Annotated in this window: 14 protein-coding genes and 1 pseudogene; 11 read left to right on the forward strand and 4 right to left on the reverse strand. The window is 64.8% G+C overall.

The genetic code is table 11. From position 1 onward, the window contains the following. From Q322_RS0117495 to Q322_RS0117535, 9 genes and pseudogenes are all read left to right on the forward strand, one after another. Positions 1-336 (forward strand): annotated as a pseudogene (locus tag Q322_RS0117495) (IS701-like element ISPlag1 family transposase); the annotation flags it as partial. Between the two features lie 58 nt (positions 337-394). Further along, complete coding sequence (locus tag Q322_RS21935; protein ID WP_051668716.1) at positions 395-772, forward strand: transposase; 378 nt, start codon at positions 395-397, stop codon at positions 770-772. Positions 773-913: 141 nt separating this feature from the next. After that, positions 914-4,006 carry a tetratricopeptide repeat protein gene (locus tag Q322_RS0117505; RefSeq protein ID WP_029479171.1) on the forward strand — a complete coding sequence of 1,031 codons (3,093 nt, stop codon included), beginning with the start codon at positions 914-916 and terminating at the stop codon, positions 4,004-4,006. Positions 4,007-4,651: 645 nt separating this feature from the next. Continuing rightward, positions 4,652-5,176 (forward strand): RICIN domain-containing protein, encoded by a 525-nt coding sequence (locus Q322_RS0117515; protein WP_245593309.1) that lies wholly within the window; start codon positions 4,652-4,654, stop codon positions 5,174-5,176. Positions 5,177-5,222: 46 nt separating this feature from the next. Next, positions 5,223-5,462 carry a zinc ribbon domain-containing protein gene (locus tag Q322_RS22705; RefSeq protein WP_084148063.1) on the forward strand — a complete coding sequence of 80 codons (240 nt, stop codon included), beginning with the start codon at positions 5,223-5,225 and terminating at the stop codon, positions 5,460-5,462. Between the two features lie 16 nt (positions 5,463-5,478). Next, on the forward strand, positions 5,479-7,161 hold the full coding sequence (locus Q322_RS0117520) for a C1 family peptidase (RefSeq protein WP_029479174.1): 1,683 nt from the start codon (positions 5,479-5,481) through the stop codon (positions 7,159-7,161). A 69-nt stretch (positions 7,162-7,230) separates the two neighbouring features. Beyond that, a complete protein-coding gene (locus Q322_RS23585) occupies positions 7,231-7,374 on the forward strand; it encodes a hypothetical protein (protein ID WP_156953135.1) in 144 nt (47 codons plus the stop codon). Positions 7,375-7,400: 26 nt separating this feature from the next. Continuing rightward, positions 7,401-8,912: a hypothetical protein gene (locus Q322_RS0117530; RefSeq protein ID WP_029479175.1), complete on the forward strand. Its 1,512-nt coding sequence runs from the start codon at positions 7,401-7,403 to the stop codon at positions 8,910-8,912. Positions 8,913-8,937: 25 nt separating this feature from the next. After that, a complete protein-coding gene (locus tag Q322_RS0117535; RefSeq protein ID WP_029479176.1) occupies positions 8,938-9,642 on the forward strand; it encodes a hypothetical protein in 705 nt (234 codons plus the stop codon). 199 nt (positions 9,643-9,841) lie between these two features. Here Q322_RS0117535 and Q322_RS0117540 read toward each other — a convergent pair whose 3' ends face one another. Then, complete coding sequence (locus tag Q322_RS0117540) at positions 9,842-10,642, reverse strand: phosphotransferase enzyme family protein (RefSeq protein ID WP_029479177.1); 801 nt, start codon at positions 10,640-10,642, stop codon at positions 9,842-9,844. Between the two features lie 175 nt (positions 10,643-10,817). On the opposite strand from Q322_RS0117540, the gene Q322_RS0117545 reads away from it, so the two are divergent. Continuing rightward, positions 10,818-11,042 carry a hypothetical protein gene (locus tag Q322_RS0117545; protein WP_156953136.1) on the forward strand — a complete coding sequence of 75 codons (225 nt, stop codon included), beginning with the start codon at positions 10,818-10,820 and terminating at the stop codon, positions 11,040-11,042. A 208-nt stretch (positions 11,043-11,250) separates the two neighbouring features. Here the strand turns inward: Q322_RS0117545 and Q322_RS0117550 are convergent, their stop codons facing one another. After that, positions 11,251-11,772: an anthrone oxygenase family protein gene (locus Q322_RS0117550; RefSeq protein ID WP_051668717.1), complete on the reverse strand. Its 522-nt coding sequence runs from the start codon at positions 11,770-11,772 to the stop codon at positions 11,251-11,253. A gap of 32 nt (positions 11,773-11,804) precedes the next feature. On the opposite strand from Q322_RS0117550, the gene Q322_RS0117555 reads away from it, so the two are divergent. Continuing rightward, the gene (locus Q322_RS0117555; protein ID WP_029479180.1) at positions 11,805-12,512 is read left to right on the forward strand and encodes a hypothetical protein; all 708 of its coding nucleotides are present in this window, start codon (positions 11,805-11,807) and stop codon (positions 12,510-12,512) included. Between the two features lie 258 nt (positions 12,513-12,770). On the opposite strand, the gene Q322_RS0117560 is transcribed toward Q322_RS0117555, so the two are convergent. Both Q322_RS0117560 and Q322_RS0117565 read right to left on the reverse strand, forming a co-directional pair. After that, complete coding sequence (locus Q322_RS0117560; RefSeq protein ID WP_029479181.1) at positions 12,771-13,136, reverse strand: hypothetical protein; 366 nt, start codon at positions 13,134-13,136, stop codon at positions 12,771-12,773. Then, entirely contained in the window at positions 13,123-14,034 is a 912-nt protein-coding gene (locus Q322_RS0117565) for a bifunctional DNA primase/polymerase (protein WP_029479182.1), read from the reverse strand. The genes Q322_RS0117560 and Q322_RS0117565 overlap by 14 nt, the downstream gene beginning before the upstream one ends. Between the last annotated feature and the right edge of the window lie 50 nt (positions 14,035-14,084).

Genomic DNA, 14,084 nt, shown 5'->3' on the forward strand with positions numbered 1-14,084 from the left:
AGGATGTTCCGGTTGGTGCTCTCTACCGAGCGCACGGAATGGGTCGTGACCAACGACCCAGCGTTACAGACTGCGGACGACGTGCGCCAGACGCTCGCCGTCCGTTGGTCTGTCGAGGTCTTTCACCGCGAATTGAAGCAGATCACCGGGACCGAAGACTGTCAATGCCGTCTGGGGCGATCTCAACGCAATCACATCGGCACTGCCATGCTGGTCTGGATTCGATTGAACCAGCAGGCCAAAGAGGCGAAGAAAACGATATACGCGCTAAAATTCGGTCTTCTTGATGACTACATGCGCCAGCAGCTCAAAAACCCATCTCTGAGTTTCGCGTAAGCCCTAACCTGCTCAGAGGAAAAGGGGATGGCATCGTGCAGATTTCCTGGCAGGTCAGGTGGTCTGGATCCTTCTTCAGAACGACGACCAGCTTGGGGCGGACGAGCGGACGCTACTAGAAGTATTGATAGAAAAATGTGCGTCAGTCAGTCAGATACGTCCCCTGGCTCTGGAGTTTCGTCGGCTTTTTACACAGGGTGACGCTGAGACGTTGGACAGGTGGCTGGGGCAAGCCGCTTCATGCGGCTTGCCGGACATTCAGACGCTGGCGGCCAGCCTGGCCAGGGAACGCGGGGCGCTTCTGGCCGCGATGACCCTTCCGTGGAGCAATGGGCCGACGGAAGGGACTGTCAATAAAATCAAGCTGATCAAGCGCCAGATGTACGGGCGGGGATCATTTGAAACGCTCCGCCAACGTGTTTTGTTCGCGAGCTGACACGCTGCACGGAATCAACGGAAGAACCGCAAAACCGAGTCACCCTCAAAAGTGTTCGAACCATTGTCTAGGGCGTCTGATTTTTAATGTTGAACTTGATTCAAGGCCATGATCACTCGGGGGCTTATACTGAGGACTGTTATGGACGGTGCCTTACTGGTGCTAGGCCAGCGGCTGCGCGCCCTGCCTGCGCGGCGGGTCGGTGTGGCCGCGTGGTTGTGGGGCGAGGCGGGCATCGGCAAGACCCACACCAGCCGGGCGTTGCTATGCGACACGCCGTGCCGCAGCGTCACGGTAGCGGCCACGTTGCCGCTGCCCGAACTGATCCGCGCCTTGCCCCGACCAGCCCGCCCCCGTGCCTGGATGCAAACGGCGCTGGAAAGTTTGCAGGCGGGCCAGGCCCTGACAGCGCCGACAGCGGAGGTACTGGCCGCCCTGCTGGGACAACTCGCGCCATTTGTGCTGTGCCTCGAAGACCTGCACGAGGCCGACGCCGCCCGTCAAGAGCTGGCCGGTCAACTGGCCGCCGCCGTGGCCCGCACGCGTGGGGCCGCCCTGCTGGTCAGCAGCCGCCTGCCGCCGGACAACTGGCCGGAAGGCGCGCTGATCCTGCCACTGGAACGCCTGACTCCCCAGGCCAGCGCTGGCCTGCTGGAGACTAAAGCTGGGGCCACGCTGCCTGCCGAAGCCCTGGCGTGGGTCCGCGAACGGGCGCGCGGCAATCCGCTGTTCACGCTGGAATACTTCCGGCTGCTGGTACGGCAGGGCCACTTATGGAACAGCGGGGATCGCTGGCGCTGGCGCGCGCCGCAGGATGATCAGTTGCCGGTGACGGTGGAAGCGGTCATCGGGCGCACCCTCCAAGCGGCCGCCGGGCAACCCCTGGAGGCGGTGTTGGAGGCCCTTTCGCTGTTGCCCGGAGCCAGGGAAACGCTGCTGGCCGACAGCGCCGCCGTGCCGGTGGCCGAGGTCCAGCAGGCGCTGGGGCAGCTCGGGCACCTGGGCATCATGGCTGGGAGCCACTTTGTTCATCCCCTGTACCGCGAGGTCTTCTGGCAGGGCCGCTCCGTGGGACAGCGCCAGGCGGCGGCGCGGCGAGCCTTACGGGCGCTGCAAGGTCAGCCGCGCCGCGCCGCTGCCCTGGTGGAAGAGGCGCAGTTGCCCGCTGGACAGGCGCTGGAGCTGTATGCCCAGGCCGCCCAGGCCGCAGCAGGACCGGTTGAAGCGGCCCGGATTCAGGCCCTGGCCGCGCGCCACGCCGTGGGCGAGGAGCGCGCCCGCCTGGCCCTGACGGCGGCCATCGTCCTCCAAAACAGCGATCTGGGCGAGGCGGCCCGGCTGTGCGAACTGGCGCTGTCCGCCCGCCCGGATGACCCGGCAGTCCGCCTGCAAGCCGCCGAACTCCAGGCGCAGCGCGGCGAGCTGGAGGCGGCGCTGGCGCTGCTGGACCGGTCCGGGGACCACCCCGACGCCTGGCAGCACCAGCTCCGCGTGCGGCTGCTGGGCGGCGACGCGGCAGGCGCTCTGTGCCTGTGGCGCGCTCATCCCCAGGCACAGGCGGGCAGCAGCGCGGGGCTGATCAGCCGGGTCACGGGCGCGCTGGTGCTGGGCGGGCAGCCCGCCGAGGCGCAGGCCCTGGCCGAGGCCACCCTCCCTGGACCGATGCCGCCCGAGGAGCGCGCCGCCCTGCTCAGCTCGCTTGCCAACGCCCACTACTACCAGGGCCACCTGCCGCAGGCGCACGCTGTCTGGAACGAGCTGATCACCCTGTGCCAGCAGCATGGCCTGCGGCGACAGCGGGCAGCGGCGTTGGTCAACCGCTCTCAGGCCCGGCTTCGGGCGGGCGAGGCAGACGGGGCCAAGCCCGACATCGAGGAAGCGGTGGGCGAGTTGCTGGCCGTTGGTGACCTGCGCGCCTACGCCCACTCGCTGGTCCTGCTGGGTGACCTGCTGCTTCACCAGACCCACTTCGAGGAAGCCGAGGAACGGCTGGGCGAGGCCGTGTCGGTGCTGGGCGGGCAGCTCTCGCCTATTCTGGTCAATGCCGAACTGGCCCTGGGCAGCCTGTACGCCGAGTGGCCCACGCCGCACGCTCCCTTCCTGGCCCTGCGTCACGCCCGCAACGCGGCGGACCTGGCCGGGCGGCTGGGCAGCCCATTTTTACTGGTCACGGGGCTGGCGCTGCGCTCGCAGGCCGAAGTCCTGAACGGACAGGCCGACGAGGGGCTGAAGACCGCCGACGAGGCCGTGGCGTTGACCGAAGATCTTAATCACCCTCTCGTGCGAACCAGCGCCCTGAATTCGCGCGGTTTGGCCCTGCGCGCCCTGGCACGCCCAGCGGACGCCCTGAACGCCTTTCAAGCCGCGCTGGAGATTGCGGCGGCGGCAGACCTGACCGAGGCCGCCTGGCAATGTCGCCTGGAACTGGCCCGTGAGGGGCGCGATCCCGGCGTGGCGCGGGCCTGCCTGGAGTGGTTCACCGCCCAGCATTTGCGGCTGAACGTGGCCGCCGTTCTGCGGGCCTTCCCGGAGTTGGAGCCAGAGCCGGGCCAGGTCCCGGCCCCAACGCAGACGGACGCGCCGCCCGTACTTGTGCGTCTGGATGTGCTGGGCGAGATGCGATTTGGGGTCCCCGGAACGGGCACAGCGGTGCGGGGCCGCAAACGCCGCGAGCTGCTGGCCTGTCTGCTGGAACATCGTTTGCGGGGCCGTCTCGAAGTGCCGCGTCTGACCCTGACCGACGTGCTGTATCCGGGCACGGAGGAAAGTCAGGCGGCCTCAGCGCTCAAGGAACTGGTTCATCAGACCCGCGTGGCGCTGGGAGCGGGCGTGATCCAGACTGGCGAGAGCGGCTACGCGCTGGGCGAGGTGCAGTCGGATGCCGAGCTGTTCTTGCAGGGCGTCGACACGGCGCTGTGGCGCGGCCCCTATCTGGCAGGCGAGGAGCCCGAACCCGGCAGCCAGATGGCCGACACCCTGTACGGCGCGCTGACGGCCCGCGCCCAGGCCCTGTGCCAGGAGCAGCCCGCCGAGGCCGCGCGCGTGGGCCGCCTCCTATGCGAGGTCAATCCCTATGACCTCACCGCCCTGGCCCTGACGGTGCGGGCAATGCGGGCTGCCGGAAACCACCGCAGCCTGAGGCGCTTCTACGTCTCGGCCCGCCAGGGTTTTGAGGAGGTGGGCGAACGCCTGCCCGAGGACTGGTCGGCGTTTCTGGAGTCGCATGGCGTCTAGCTGTACTTTGGGGATATTCAGAGTGGAGACGTAGAGACCAGCATCGGTGATGCTGGTCTTCCTGTTATGCTACGCTCTCTCCCCCCTGGACCCGACACTTTCCTCCCTGGTTTGCTCCGTTTCTCGCGCGGTTCCGTTATTGCGCCCAGCGCACCTGGGCACCGCTTGAGCTGTAGAGCGTCGCAGCCGTCCAGCGTCAGCATGACCCGGAGGCAGCAGCCGGTCACGTGGTTGACGCATCTGCAAGTAGGCGCTGAGGCCCATGCCCCGCAGGTAAAAGCCTTCCAGCAGCTCCGAAAACAGGATGCCCGCGTTCAGGCCCGCCAACACACCGCCAACCGTCCACACCGGGTCGACCACCCACAACCCATTCATGCTGCCTCCTTTAATCACGACTCTGGACGCTGCTTCACCGTACACCCGCGCCGAACCTCCAGGTACCGAACCTTCAGGTACCAGGCGGCACAACTGCACTTTTTGCTGACCACCGTATGACCGGGGGCAGCGCAGGCTGTGGGCCAGAGGAGGGGGGAAGGGCATGGCGCATACGGAAGAAGGCGGCCCGGCATTCAGCGGTTCCACCACCTCGAGAGGCGAGCGCGTCCCGGCCCTCTCGATCCGTGATCAGGGACAGGGAAAACAGACATGAGCCACCGAATCTTTTCCAGAACAACTTTGCTACTGTGCACCGCTGGCCTGCTGGCCTCCAGCGCCTCCGCCCAGCCTCTGGCCTTACAGTCACCCCGCTATTACCGTCTGCAACTCAAATCGAACGGGCAGTATCTGGACGCCGACCACTGCGCCTCGCCGGTCACGCTCAATCCGGGGTCCACCTTCGCGGAGGGCGCGTGTCAGTTGTGGCGGCTCGTTCCGGCGGGGGGCGGCTACTCCCGCCTGCAACTCAAGAGCAACAAGCAGTACCTGGACGCCGCCTACTGCTCCACGCCCATCAGCCTCAACCCCGGCTCTGACTATGCGGGCGGTGCATGCCAACTGTGGAAGTTTATCCCCAACGGTGACGGCTACTCCCGGCTGCAACTGAAGATCAACAACCAGTACCTGGACGCGGTGAACTGCACGGCCACACTGGGCCTCAATCCCGGCTCTACGTACGCGGACGGCGCGTGCCAGTTGTGGCGGCTGGTGCCCGAATCGGTACGGATCGACTGATTGGGAAGCCTATCCCACTTCTCGAATTCCTGCCGAGGATACCGCCATGCACGATTCTGCCCCTGCTTCCCCCCCACTGGCCTACCGCCTGTGTCCCCGTTGCGCGCGGGCCGTGCCGGCCACTTCCGGCGAACGTTACTGCGCCAACGACGGCACGCGGCTGATGGACGCCTGCCCGCAGTGCCGCGCACCCATCACATCCCCGTACGCCCGCTTCTGCGTGCGCTGCGGAACAGACCTCACGCCGCCGGCCCAACGGGCGGAAGCCTCGCCCTCTCAGGGCTGAGGCAAAGGAGCACACCATGTCTAGGTCCAAGCTGCATCCCGTCCTGATCCTGCTGACCCTGACCCTGGCCGCCTGCGGCCCTTCCGGGGGCGAGGGCAATCCTCCTCCGGATGACGCCACCGCCGAATTCTTCAAGACCCAGACCGAATTCGGCGGCGCGGTGCCTGCCGGCGCGGAAGCCGTGACGCCCGTGCAATTCATGGAGGCGGTCAAGAACGGCGGCAGGGTCATCACGGTGCAGGACCTCGCCGATGAAAAGGCCGCCCAGGAAAAGCAGGCCGCCCAGGACGATGCCGACGCCCGCGTGTATATTAAGCAGCACCCGGAGTTCAGCGCCGTCCTTGATCCCCCGGCAGCCGACGCCATCAACACGGACGGAGACCGGCTGATCAGCGTGCCGACGGCGAGCGGTCCCAAAACGGTCACGCTGCTGGGCAATGCGTTCGGGAAGGCCGTGCTGGCGACACACGCGCGCACCTTTCCCAGCCAGGTCAACCAGTACAACCTGTACGCCACGCTGTATACCGATCTGGACATCACGCTTAAGAAGCTGAACAACACCGTCCAGCAGTTCGGCCTGCCCGCCCCAGACACGGTCAAGAACTATAGCGCCGAGCGGCTGCTGGTTCTGAACAAGCGCTTGGGCGAGGTCATCTACGAGTACCGCGACTCGATTGCCGGTCTCGTGTTTCTGCTCGATCCGGCCAATCTGGAGACCGGCTCCAAAGACCAGCTTGACCGCACCCAGAAAGGGGCCTGCAAAGCGCCCGCCGCCGGGGGCATCTATGACAACTTCGACTGGCCGCTCAAAGGGCTGACCACCACCGTCAAGGACCAGGGGCGGCGCGGCACCTGCTGGGCCTTTGCCACGGTAGCCGCGCTGGAGGCCGAGATTGCCCGCCGCGACCACAAGGAGGTCAACCTGTCCGAGCAGGATTACGCGGGCCACCGCTTTACCCAGTGGGCACCCAGCAAATACGGGGAGGGCGGCGATCCTATTTTCATTGCCCAGAAAGCGAGTGCGGCCAATTACACCTTCGCCTATGAGGCGCAGTGGCAGTACAACAAGAGCCTGAGCCGGGTGGATCACAAGGACACCCAGACCTACACGCAGTCCTGCGACGGCTACCGGGACAGCAGCGTGACATACGGCCCCTGCTCCAACACCACCGATCAGAGCGGTTGGTACATCACGCTGGTGGGAGGACAGACCTACGCGATGAGGCAGCTCCCCAACACTGGCGCGGGCAGCGGCTACCGCATGCAGTCTCCCATCGACTTCTGGAACCAGAGTGACCTGGACCAGAGCATGGTGATCTTGCTGATGCGCTCGGTCCTGGGTTTTCCCACCACCATCACGATGGACGCCCGTTACATGAAGCCCAGTGCAAATACTGGACCCTCCATCAACAACATGAAGCCCGACGACAGCGGCTTTGTGCGGACGCAGACCAAAGTCAATATGCCGGACGGCAAGCCGGACTGGAAACTCGATCACGTCATGACCGTCACCGGCTTCATCTCCAGCCAGAATACTCAGAGGAAGCTGCCCAACGCGCCCATTGCCGACGACTTCGGGTACTTCATCGTCAAGAACTCGTGGGGCGACTGCTGGGGCGATCAGGGCTACGTGTACCTGCCGTGGACCTGGGTCAAGAGCTTTACCGGCCAGGCCAGCACCGGGATTTTGCCGCAGTAACGGACCGGGAGAGGGCGAGTCTTTAAGTCCTCGCCCTCTCCAGCTCATACCCCCAAAAGGAAGGTTGATATGACACGACTTGCACGGCCGTTCTTCCCTCTCCTGCTGGGCCTGGCCCTGCTGCTCAGCGCCTGCGGAGGCGGCGATGGGCCAGCCCCGGCGGGGGGCAACACCTGGGACAGCGCCACCTGGGATTCCGCCACCTGGCAATAAGACCTGAGTTCGGAAAGGAGCAAGCCATGAAACGGACAGCCACGAAAGGACTCCTTCTGGGCGCATTGCTGGGTGTGGGAGCGCTGGCGGCGGACACGCTGACCACCTTCCAGGCCGGGACGCCCATCCGCGCCGCCGAGGTCAATGCCAATTTCAGCGCCCTGAAGGTGGGTCTGGACGGTAAGCAAAACGCCATCACCGGCAGTCCCTGTCAAACCGGGCAGTTCGTGAAAGGCGTGGGCACCGACGGGGCGCTGAGCTGCGGCCCCGATCAGATCGGCGCGGGCGGCGGCGCGGCGGGCGTGTCCAGCCTGAATGGCAAGACCGGCAGCCTGGCGCTGGAGGCGGGCAGCAACATCAAGATCGACAGCTCGCAGGTGGGAAAACTGATCGTGAGCGCCACGGGTTCCACGGGTGGGGGCGGCAGCCTGACCCTGCCCTTCACGGGCGCGGCCAACGGCAACTCGCCCGCCTTCTCGGTCAGCAACAGCGTGGGAATCGCCGTGAGCGGCAGCAGCGAGGGCGGCAACGCGGTGTACGCCATCAGCGGCAAGGGCTACGGCGTCAGCGCCTATTCGGAGTCCAGTTTCGGTGTGGTGGGCTTCACGGGCAGCGGCCTGGCCGGGGTCTACGGCGAATCCAAGATCAGCGGCGCAGCGGGGGTGCGCGGGGTCAACAGCGTGGGGCCAGGCTCGTCGGGCGTGTGGGGCGAGAGTGCGCCCGGCTCCGGTGTGCGCGGCAGCAGCTCCAGCGGCGCGGGCGTGCTGGGCAACAGCGAGAAGGGCTACGGGGTGCGGGGAACGGTCAGCGCCTCCGGCACCGGCGTTTACGGCGAGAACACCTCGAACGCGGCGGGGGCCGGGGTGCAGGGCCGCGCCGATTACGTCAACTCGGTGGGCGTGGGTGGGATCAGCGCGGCGGGTGCGGGCGTACAGGGCACGAGCGCCAGCGGTACGGGCGTGCGCGGCACGTCTGGCAGCGGCGGCACCGGCGTCGAGGGCAACGTCACCGGCACCAGCGGCTCAGGCGTGAAGGGCATGCATTCCAGCAACGGTTTCGGCGTATACGGCAACTCGCCGGGCGGCGTGGGCGTGGGCGGCGAATCGGCGGGCAGCATCGGGGTACAGGGCAAGGGGCCAATTGCCATGAAGGCTGTAGGCAACGCCGTGCAGACGCCGGGATTCGGCGGCTGGGCCAAGGGCATGGTGATCGTGGACGTGACCAGACCTGTAGGGCAGCAGATCGTGCGCTGTTACAACTCGCAGCTCACGGGCGCGGCCATGAACACCGTTCCCTGCGGCTACGCACTGGAAAGGGCCAAGGGCCAGACGCGCGTGATCTTCAGTTTCGATACCCGCAACACCTTCGCTACCGCCACCCTGACCGACGATAACAGCTCCTGTTTCGTATCATCCTGCGACTTCCCCACCATTTCGGGCGTGCTGTACGAGAACGATTCGGTAATGGTGGTCACGCGCAACACCAAGGACTATTACTTCGCCAATCCCGCTAAGGGCTTCACGCTGATTCTGTACTGAAGCCCGAACCCCTGAGGAGTCAACCATGCCACAACGAACTTTGCTCGCCTTTCTCGCTCTCGCCACCTGCTCCATGGCTGCCGCCCAGAGCTATTCCCTGGTAGTCAACGGTCAGCCCGCTCCGGTCAAGGCTATCGTCGTCAATGGGCAGACGTATGTGCCGCTCTCGGCCCTCAAGAAGTTGGGCATTCCCAGCAGCCTCAAAGGGACCACGCTCACCCTGGGCACAGGGGCAGCCCCGTCCACCTCACCGGGCGGCAGCAATCAGCGGGCCTCGCTGGAAGGCTGCATCGGCGAAACGCTGTTTAATGGCGTGTGGCGGCTGACCACCCAGAAAGTCGAGCGGATCGGACCGAATGTCGGGCTTGGGCCAGGGTGGGGGGTGACCATCGAATTGAGGAACGGCACCACAACCAAGGCCAATCTTCATGACACCGGCCTGGAGTCCATCGAGCTGGTTGGCGCGGATGGCAATACCTTCTCCTTTGAGGAACGTGCCGCAGAAGAGGCGTTGATCTACAAAGATGTCACCCAGGCAGGCGGGGTCACGTATCAACTCAAGTTCCATGTGGAAGATGCCCGTGCGGTCGCAGCCAATATCCCCGCCGCAACCAAACTGGTGATCTCCCTGAATCCCCAGAAGATGACGGCAGGCTACCTGCGGGAAGCCAAGGTCACCTACACCACGCCCACGCCCAGCTTCCGGGTCCGGCTGAATTGCCAGAATTAGCGGTCTGGATGCGGTTTCCCGCTTTGTCCAGTCGACGGTGCAGATGGGTTCGCCCTGACCCACCCGGTGGGCAGAGCGCTCGAATATTCTCCGGTCTGCCGCCGCCTCGATCTGCTCGTGCAGCGTGCCGATGCCCCAGGCTTCAGCCAGCACACCCAGCATCAGCACGTCGCGCAGGCACAGCAGCGCGACCAGATCCTCACGCCAGTTCGGGACAGCGGGCAAACTTCCCGGTAAGCGGGCAGGTAAACCTCCAGAAAACGCTGACACAGCGCCGCCGTTTCCTCCTTAGGGGGACCAGCCGGGCCACGCTGTGCAGACTGACTGCCAGGCCATTCAGGAAGCAATGGTACTCGCAGTCGTCGAAATCGGAGGCGTGCAGGGTCTGACCGTCCCAGTGAAGGTTGTTCCCATGCAGATTGGAGTGGATCAGGCCGTAATTCTCCAGCGTTCGCGGCCACGCTTTCAGCCGCTCGATCAGGACGTGGCCGCACTTGCGCTGCTCGTTCAGACCAGGGGGCAACTGCCGCAGGTCCAGCACCGACTCCGTATGCCAGGAGCGCCGCCGGGGCAGACCTGAATCGGGCATGTACCGGCGGGTCAGCACGTGCATTTGGCCTGTCAGCCGTCCCCAGGTGCGGATCACGGTGGGCGTCAGGTGTTCGGCCCGCAGCGGATGACCGGGGAGCCGGGTGAACGCGTAGGCCAGCCAGCTTCCGCCCTCCGGGTCAGGGGACGCCTCGACCCAGTGTCCAGCCGATGACGGCAGGGGGCGGGCGACGGGAAGACCGTGTTCGGCCAGGTGGCGGGTGAAATGCAGCTCGGCCTCGATAAACGCCCTCTCACGGCGCAGGGTGTGAGTCAGCTTCAAGACCTGCTGCGGAGTGGCCAATACGACACTCTCGAAGCCGCCCAGCGCCTGTGCGCCCTCCATTTCAAAGTGGGTTAGCAGGAGCGGCAGTACGCCTTTGATAGATTTGCGCGCGATGGCGGGCAGCATATATCCACTGTACTTGGTTGGCCGCACGAGGCGCATGGGCCAGGTGGCCTAAAGCAGGAGTCCTCAAGAAGCAGTCCACCAAATTCCGGGGCCGAGGAGCGCCGTGAATCAGGGGGCATTGGCGGCGGAGTTGAATTCGACACGCCGCATCATGTTGCCCAATCGCCTTTGAACGGTGTTGCCCCCGCTTTTGATACCCTCCTTCCTGACCGGGAAAAAGCTGTCAGAAGCGCAGATTCAGCGTCTGAGCGGTCATGGTAGCAAGAAGAGTCTGGAGGTCTATCGGCACCTGTCGCTGGTGGCGGCGGTGGATGACGCCTATCAGCAGGCCGTCAAGCGGCTGGAGCTGGTGCAGGCTACCACCGCTGTGCTGATGGGCGTTTTTCGCTTAGCGGTGTAAAATTCCTGAATCTTGTCGTTACCCCTTGCTGGCGTGGCCGCTGAGGAGCTGGATCTGCGCATCTGAGAGCTTCTGACCAGTCAGGAACGTCAGGATCTGATGCCCCAATCAGTGGGAATGCACCGCGTCGCCCAGCCCTGCCGTACTGACCACCCGGAGTGGGGGACGAAGGTGAATTTTGGGAAGGGCCTGGAGAGGTCAACGCCCTTCAGTTCTCTTCACTGGCTGGATCAACCGGCAGCAGCAACGCGATCAATGCCACGGTGAACAGGGCGGCCCTTACCGCGTGTGCGTACTCCCAACGGGCGCGGAACGTCGTCCAATCCTGCGGGATCGTGGCAGGCGTCCAGCCATCCACGGCCGCGTTGACTGGCCCATTGTGAACTTGCCAGACGATCAATGCCGCCCCGATGAACGCGGGTGCCACAAGCGGCAGCCAGCAGCTTTCCCCACGCCGCCAGCGCCAGATACCCAGACCGCCCGCACCCAGCAGCGCCACAATCTCCAGCGGGCCGACGATCCTGCCGAAACCATTGTAAATACTCTGCTGGACAACCAGATAAGCGTCCGCCGAGAGGGCCAGTTTGTTGGGCAATTCCAGCAGATGCGTCAAGGCGACGCCGGTGACGGCGGCAGTGATCAGCCGAGTGCCGAAGGTGAGCGCACGGACGCCGCTGGTATAGGCGCGGGCGGTGCGGCGGGACCGGGGCGTGTCATGGGCGAGTCTCATGGTGAGGGTAGTCTGCGCGGTAGGCTGGGAAAATGGACGCCCTCATTTTTCCCGAAGATCTGGCCCGGCGTGCGGTTGCTGGAGATTCGTCCCCGGAGCGCCACGCGGAGTTGCTGGCGGACCCCAGAGTTCAGCGGTTGCTGGGACCCTTCTTCGTGGGGTTGGAAAGCAAATCTGGCGCTGCGGGCGTCAGTGTGGCCCAGGCGGCGGACGCCCTGAACATGGAGGCGCGGGCGCTCCGCTACTGGGTCAACAAGCTGTTGACCGCCGGTCTGCTGTGCGAAGTGAACAGCGGCGGAGGCCGCGCCGCGCGCCGCTACCGGACGTCTGCGCCGCATTACTTCGTGTCCTTCGCCCAGATTCCCCGGTTGACCCTGGACGCCCTGTTCGAGCGGGCAGAGGCCATTCCGCTGGAGACACTTCACCGCAACCTGCTGGCGCTCTCGCACGGGGCGTTTCCAGGGCTGCACCAGTGGGGCCTGTGGGTGGAACCAGCGGTTGGGGGCCGAATTGAGGTCAGAGTCGGCCCGGCGGAGCGCGCGGTGAGCAGCGTGCAGGCGCTGCTCCGGGAAGCGCACGGCCCGGCGGCGCTGATGTGCTGGCTGCCCCTCCAGTTGGACTTTCAGGATGCCAAGGCTTTTCAGCGCGAGCTGGGTGATCTGATCGAGCGCTATCAGGACAGACGCGGCGCACAGCCCTATCTGGCCCGGATTGCGATGACGCCCATTCTTGAGCCTTGATCCGGTCCGGTCGCTGCCAGACGGCGCGCACTGGCTTATCCGGCACCCGTCGCTGGGCTGGAAACACATCGGACTGACTGGAAACTATCTGTGCGGCCTGACGAGGTGCCTCTGCCGGGAACGCTTCGCAAGCTCAACGGCTGAAGGGTGTGCTGGACGGCAGAGTCCGCTTAACGGTGTTAAAGTTCTGGATCATGTCGTTACCCTTAACCGGGTGCTTTTCTTTTGGCCTGCTGATATGGGCGACATGCTGGCCGATTAGACCGCCTGTTCCTGGGTCTTGGACACGAGATAGAGGGCGTGGCGGTCGGTCATCAGGGCGATATTCTCCAGTGGTGCGCCGTCCAAATCTCCGGCCTTAACCAGTTCTTTGACCCGCCTGTTGTCAATGCGGGCAGCCTCAAAGGTGGCCGCGTCCCCGTAGACCTCGCGGAAGCGGTCTACCGGATACGTCGGGGTACGGGTAGTTTGCAATCGGGCGCGGTACAGCTCGCACTCTGGCCGCGCTCTGCTCAGCATGGCCCCTTTGATCTCCACTCCCAGGGCATCTTTCTCGGCCTGCAAGCCTTCAATGGTATCTCTCAGAACGGCGTAACGCTCCAACTTCTCGTCAAGAGTGGTCATGAGACAGCTCCTCCCGCTTCGTCCAGCGGTCTTTCCTGAGGTAGGTGTACGCGCTAGCAACGGCTCTCTGAGCTTCATCCAAAGTGAAGGGGGTGCGCTTCACACCTTGCACCATGTCGGTGTATTCCCCGGCGGCATGGATCGCTTCGCCCACGCTGTAGTCGTTGGCATTGGCCCACAGCCCCAGCATGAATGCCCCCTTATTCCGACTGTCCGCTGCATAGTCGGCGGCCCGGTCCAGCATCAGGAACATGGGACAGCGCTCGTCGTCAGCGTAGGAGGGCTGGAAGCTGGGCCGCTCGGCGCTCCTGGGTTCCTGCGGTACGGGCGGGGTCAAGCCCAACGCCTGACGCAGTGGGTAGGTCTCCCCTGCCACGGTGATGGTCTCCGGTACATCTTCAATGCTGAGCCGCTGGCGCTGATCGGTGCGGCGGTAGAAGCCCTGGCGGTTGCGGCTGGGCGGGAACATGATGTAGCCGCCGTCGCCCCGTACATCGAAGCCGGGAGGCAGTGTTTTCTTGCTCTTGCTGGCATTGGACTGCACGAACCAGCCGGGCCAGCGCAAGTAGAGATGCGCGCCGCCGCTCGGTGAGATGACGTGTGGTTTCCATCCCAGCTCGTGCATGAGGGGCAAACCTTCCAAGTCCACATCTATGACCACGTAGCCGCTCAGTTGGCCCGTGACCATCCCCAGGCCGCGTGCGCGGACCCCCATGTACCAGGTCTTGAGGTCTTCAGCAGTGGGAAGCTGGGTTTGCATGGGCTTCCAACTGGCCCTGAGTTCCCCGTCACCATTCACATAGGTGTGACCGGAGGCGATTAAGGCTTGCTTGTGGGGTTCTTTCGCCCACTGGCTGACGCCCCCGCCTGTGGGAATAATGCTGATCGCCTGGCGCACCAACTGACAGGCAGTTTCATAAATCTGTTAAGATTCGTCGTCGTACACAG

Origin of the sequence: Deinococcus frigens DSM 12807, from assembly GCF_000701425.1 — a bacterium.
Taxonomy (GTDB): Bacteria; Deinococcota; Deinococci; order Deinococcales; family Deinococcaceae; genus Deinococcus; species Deinococcus frigens.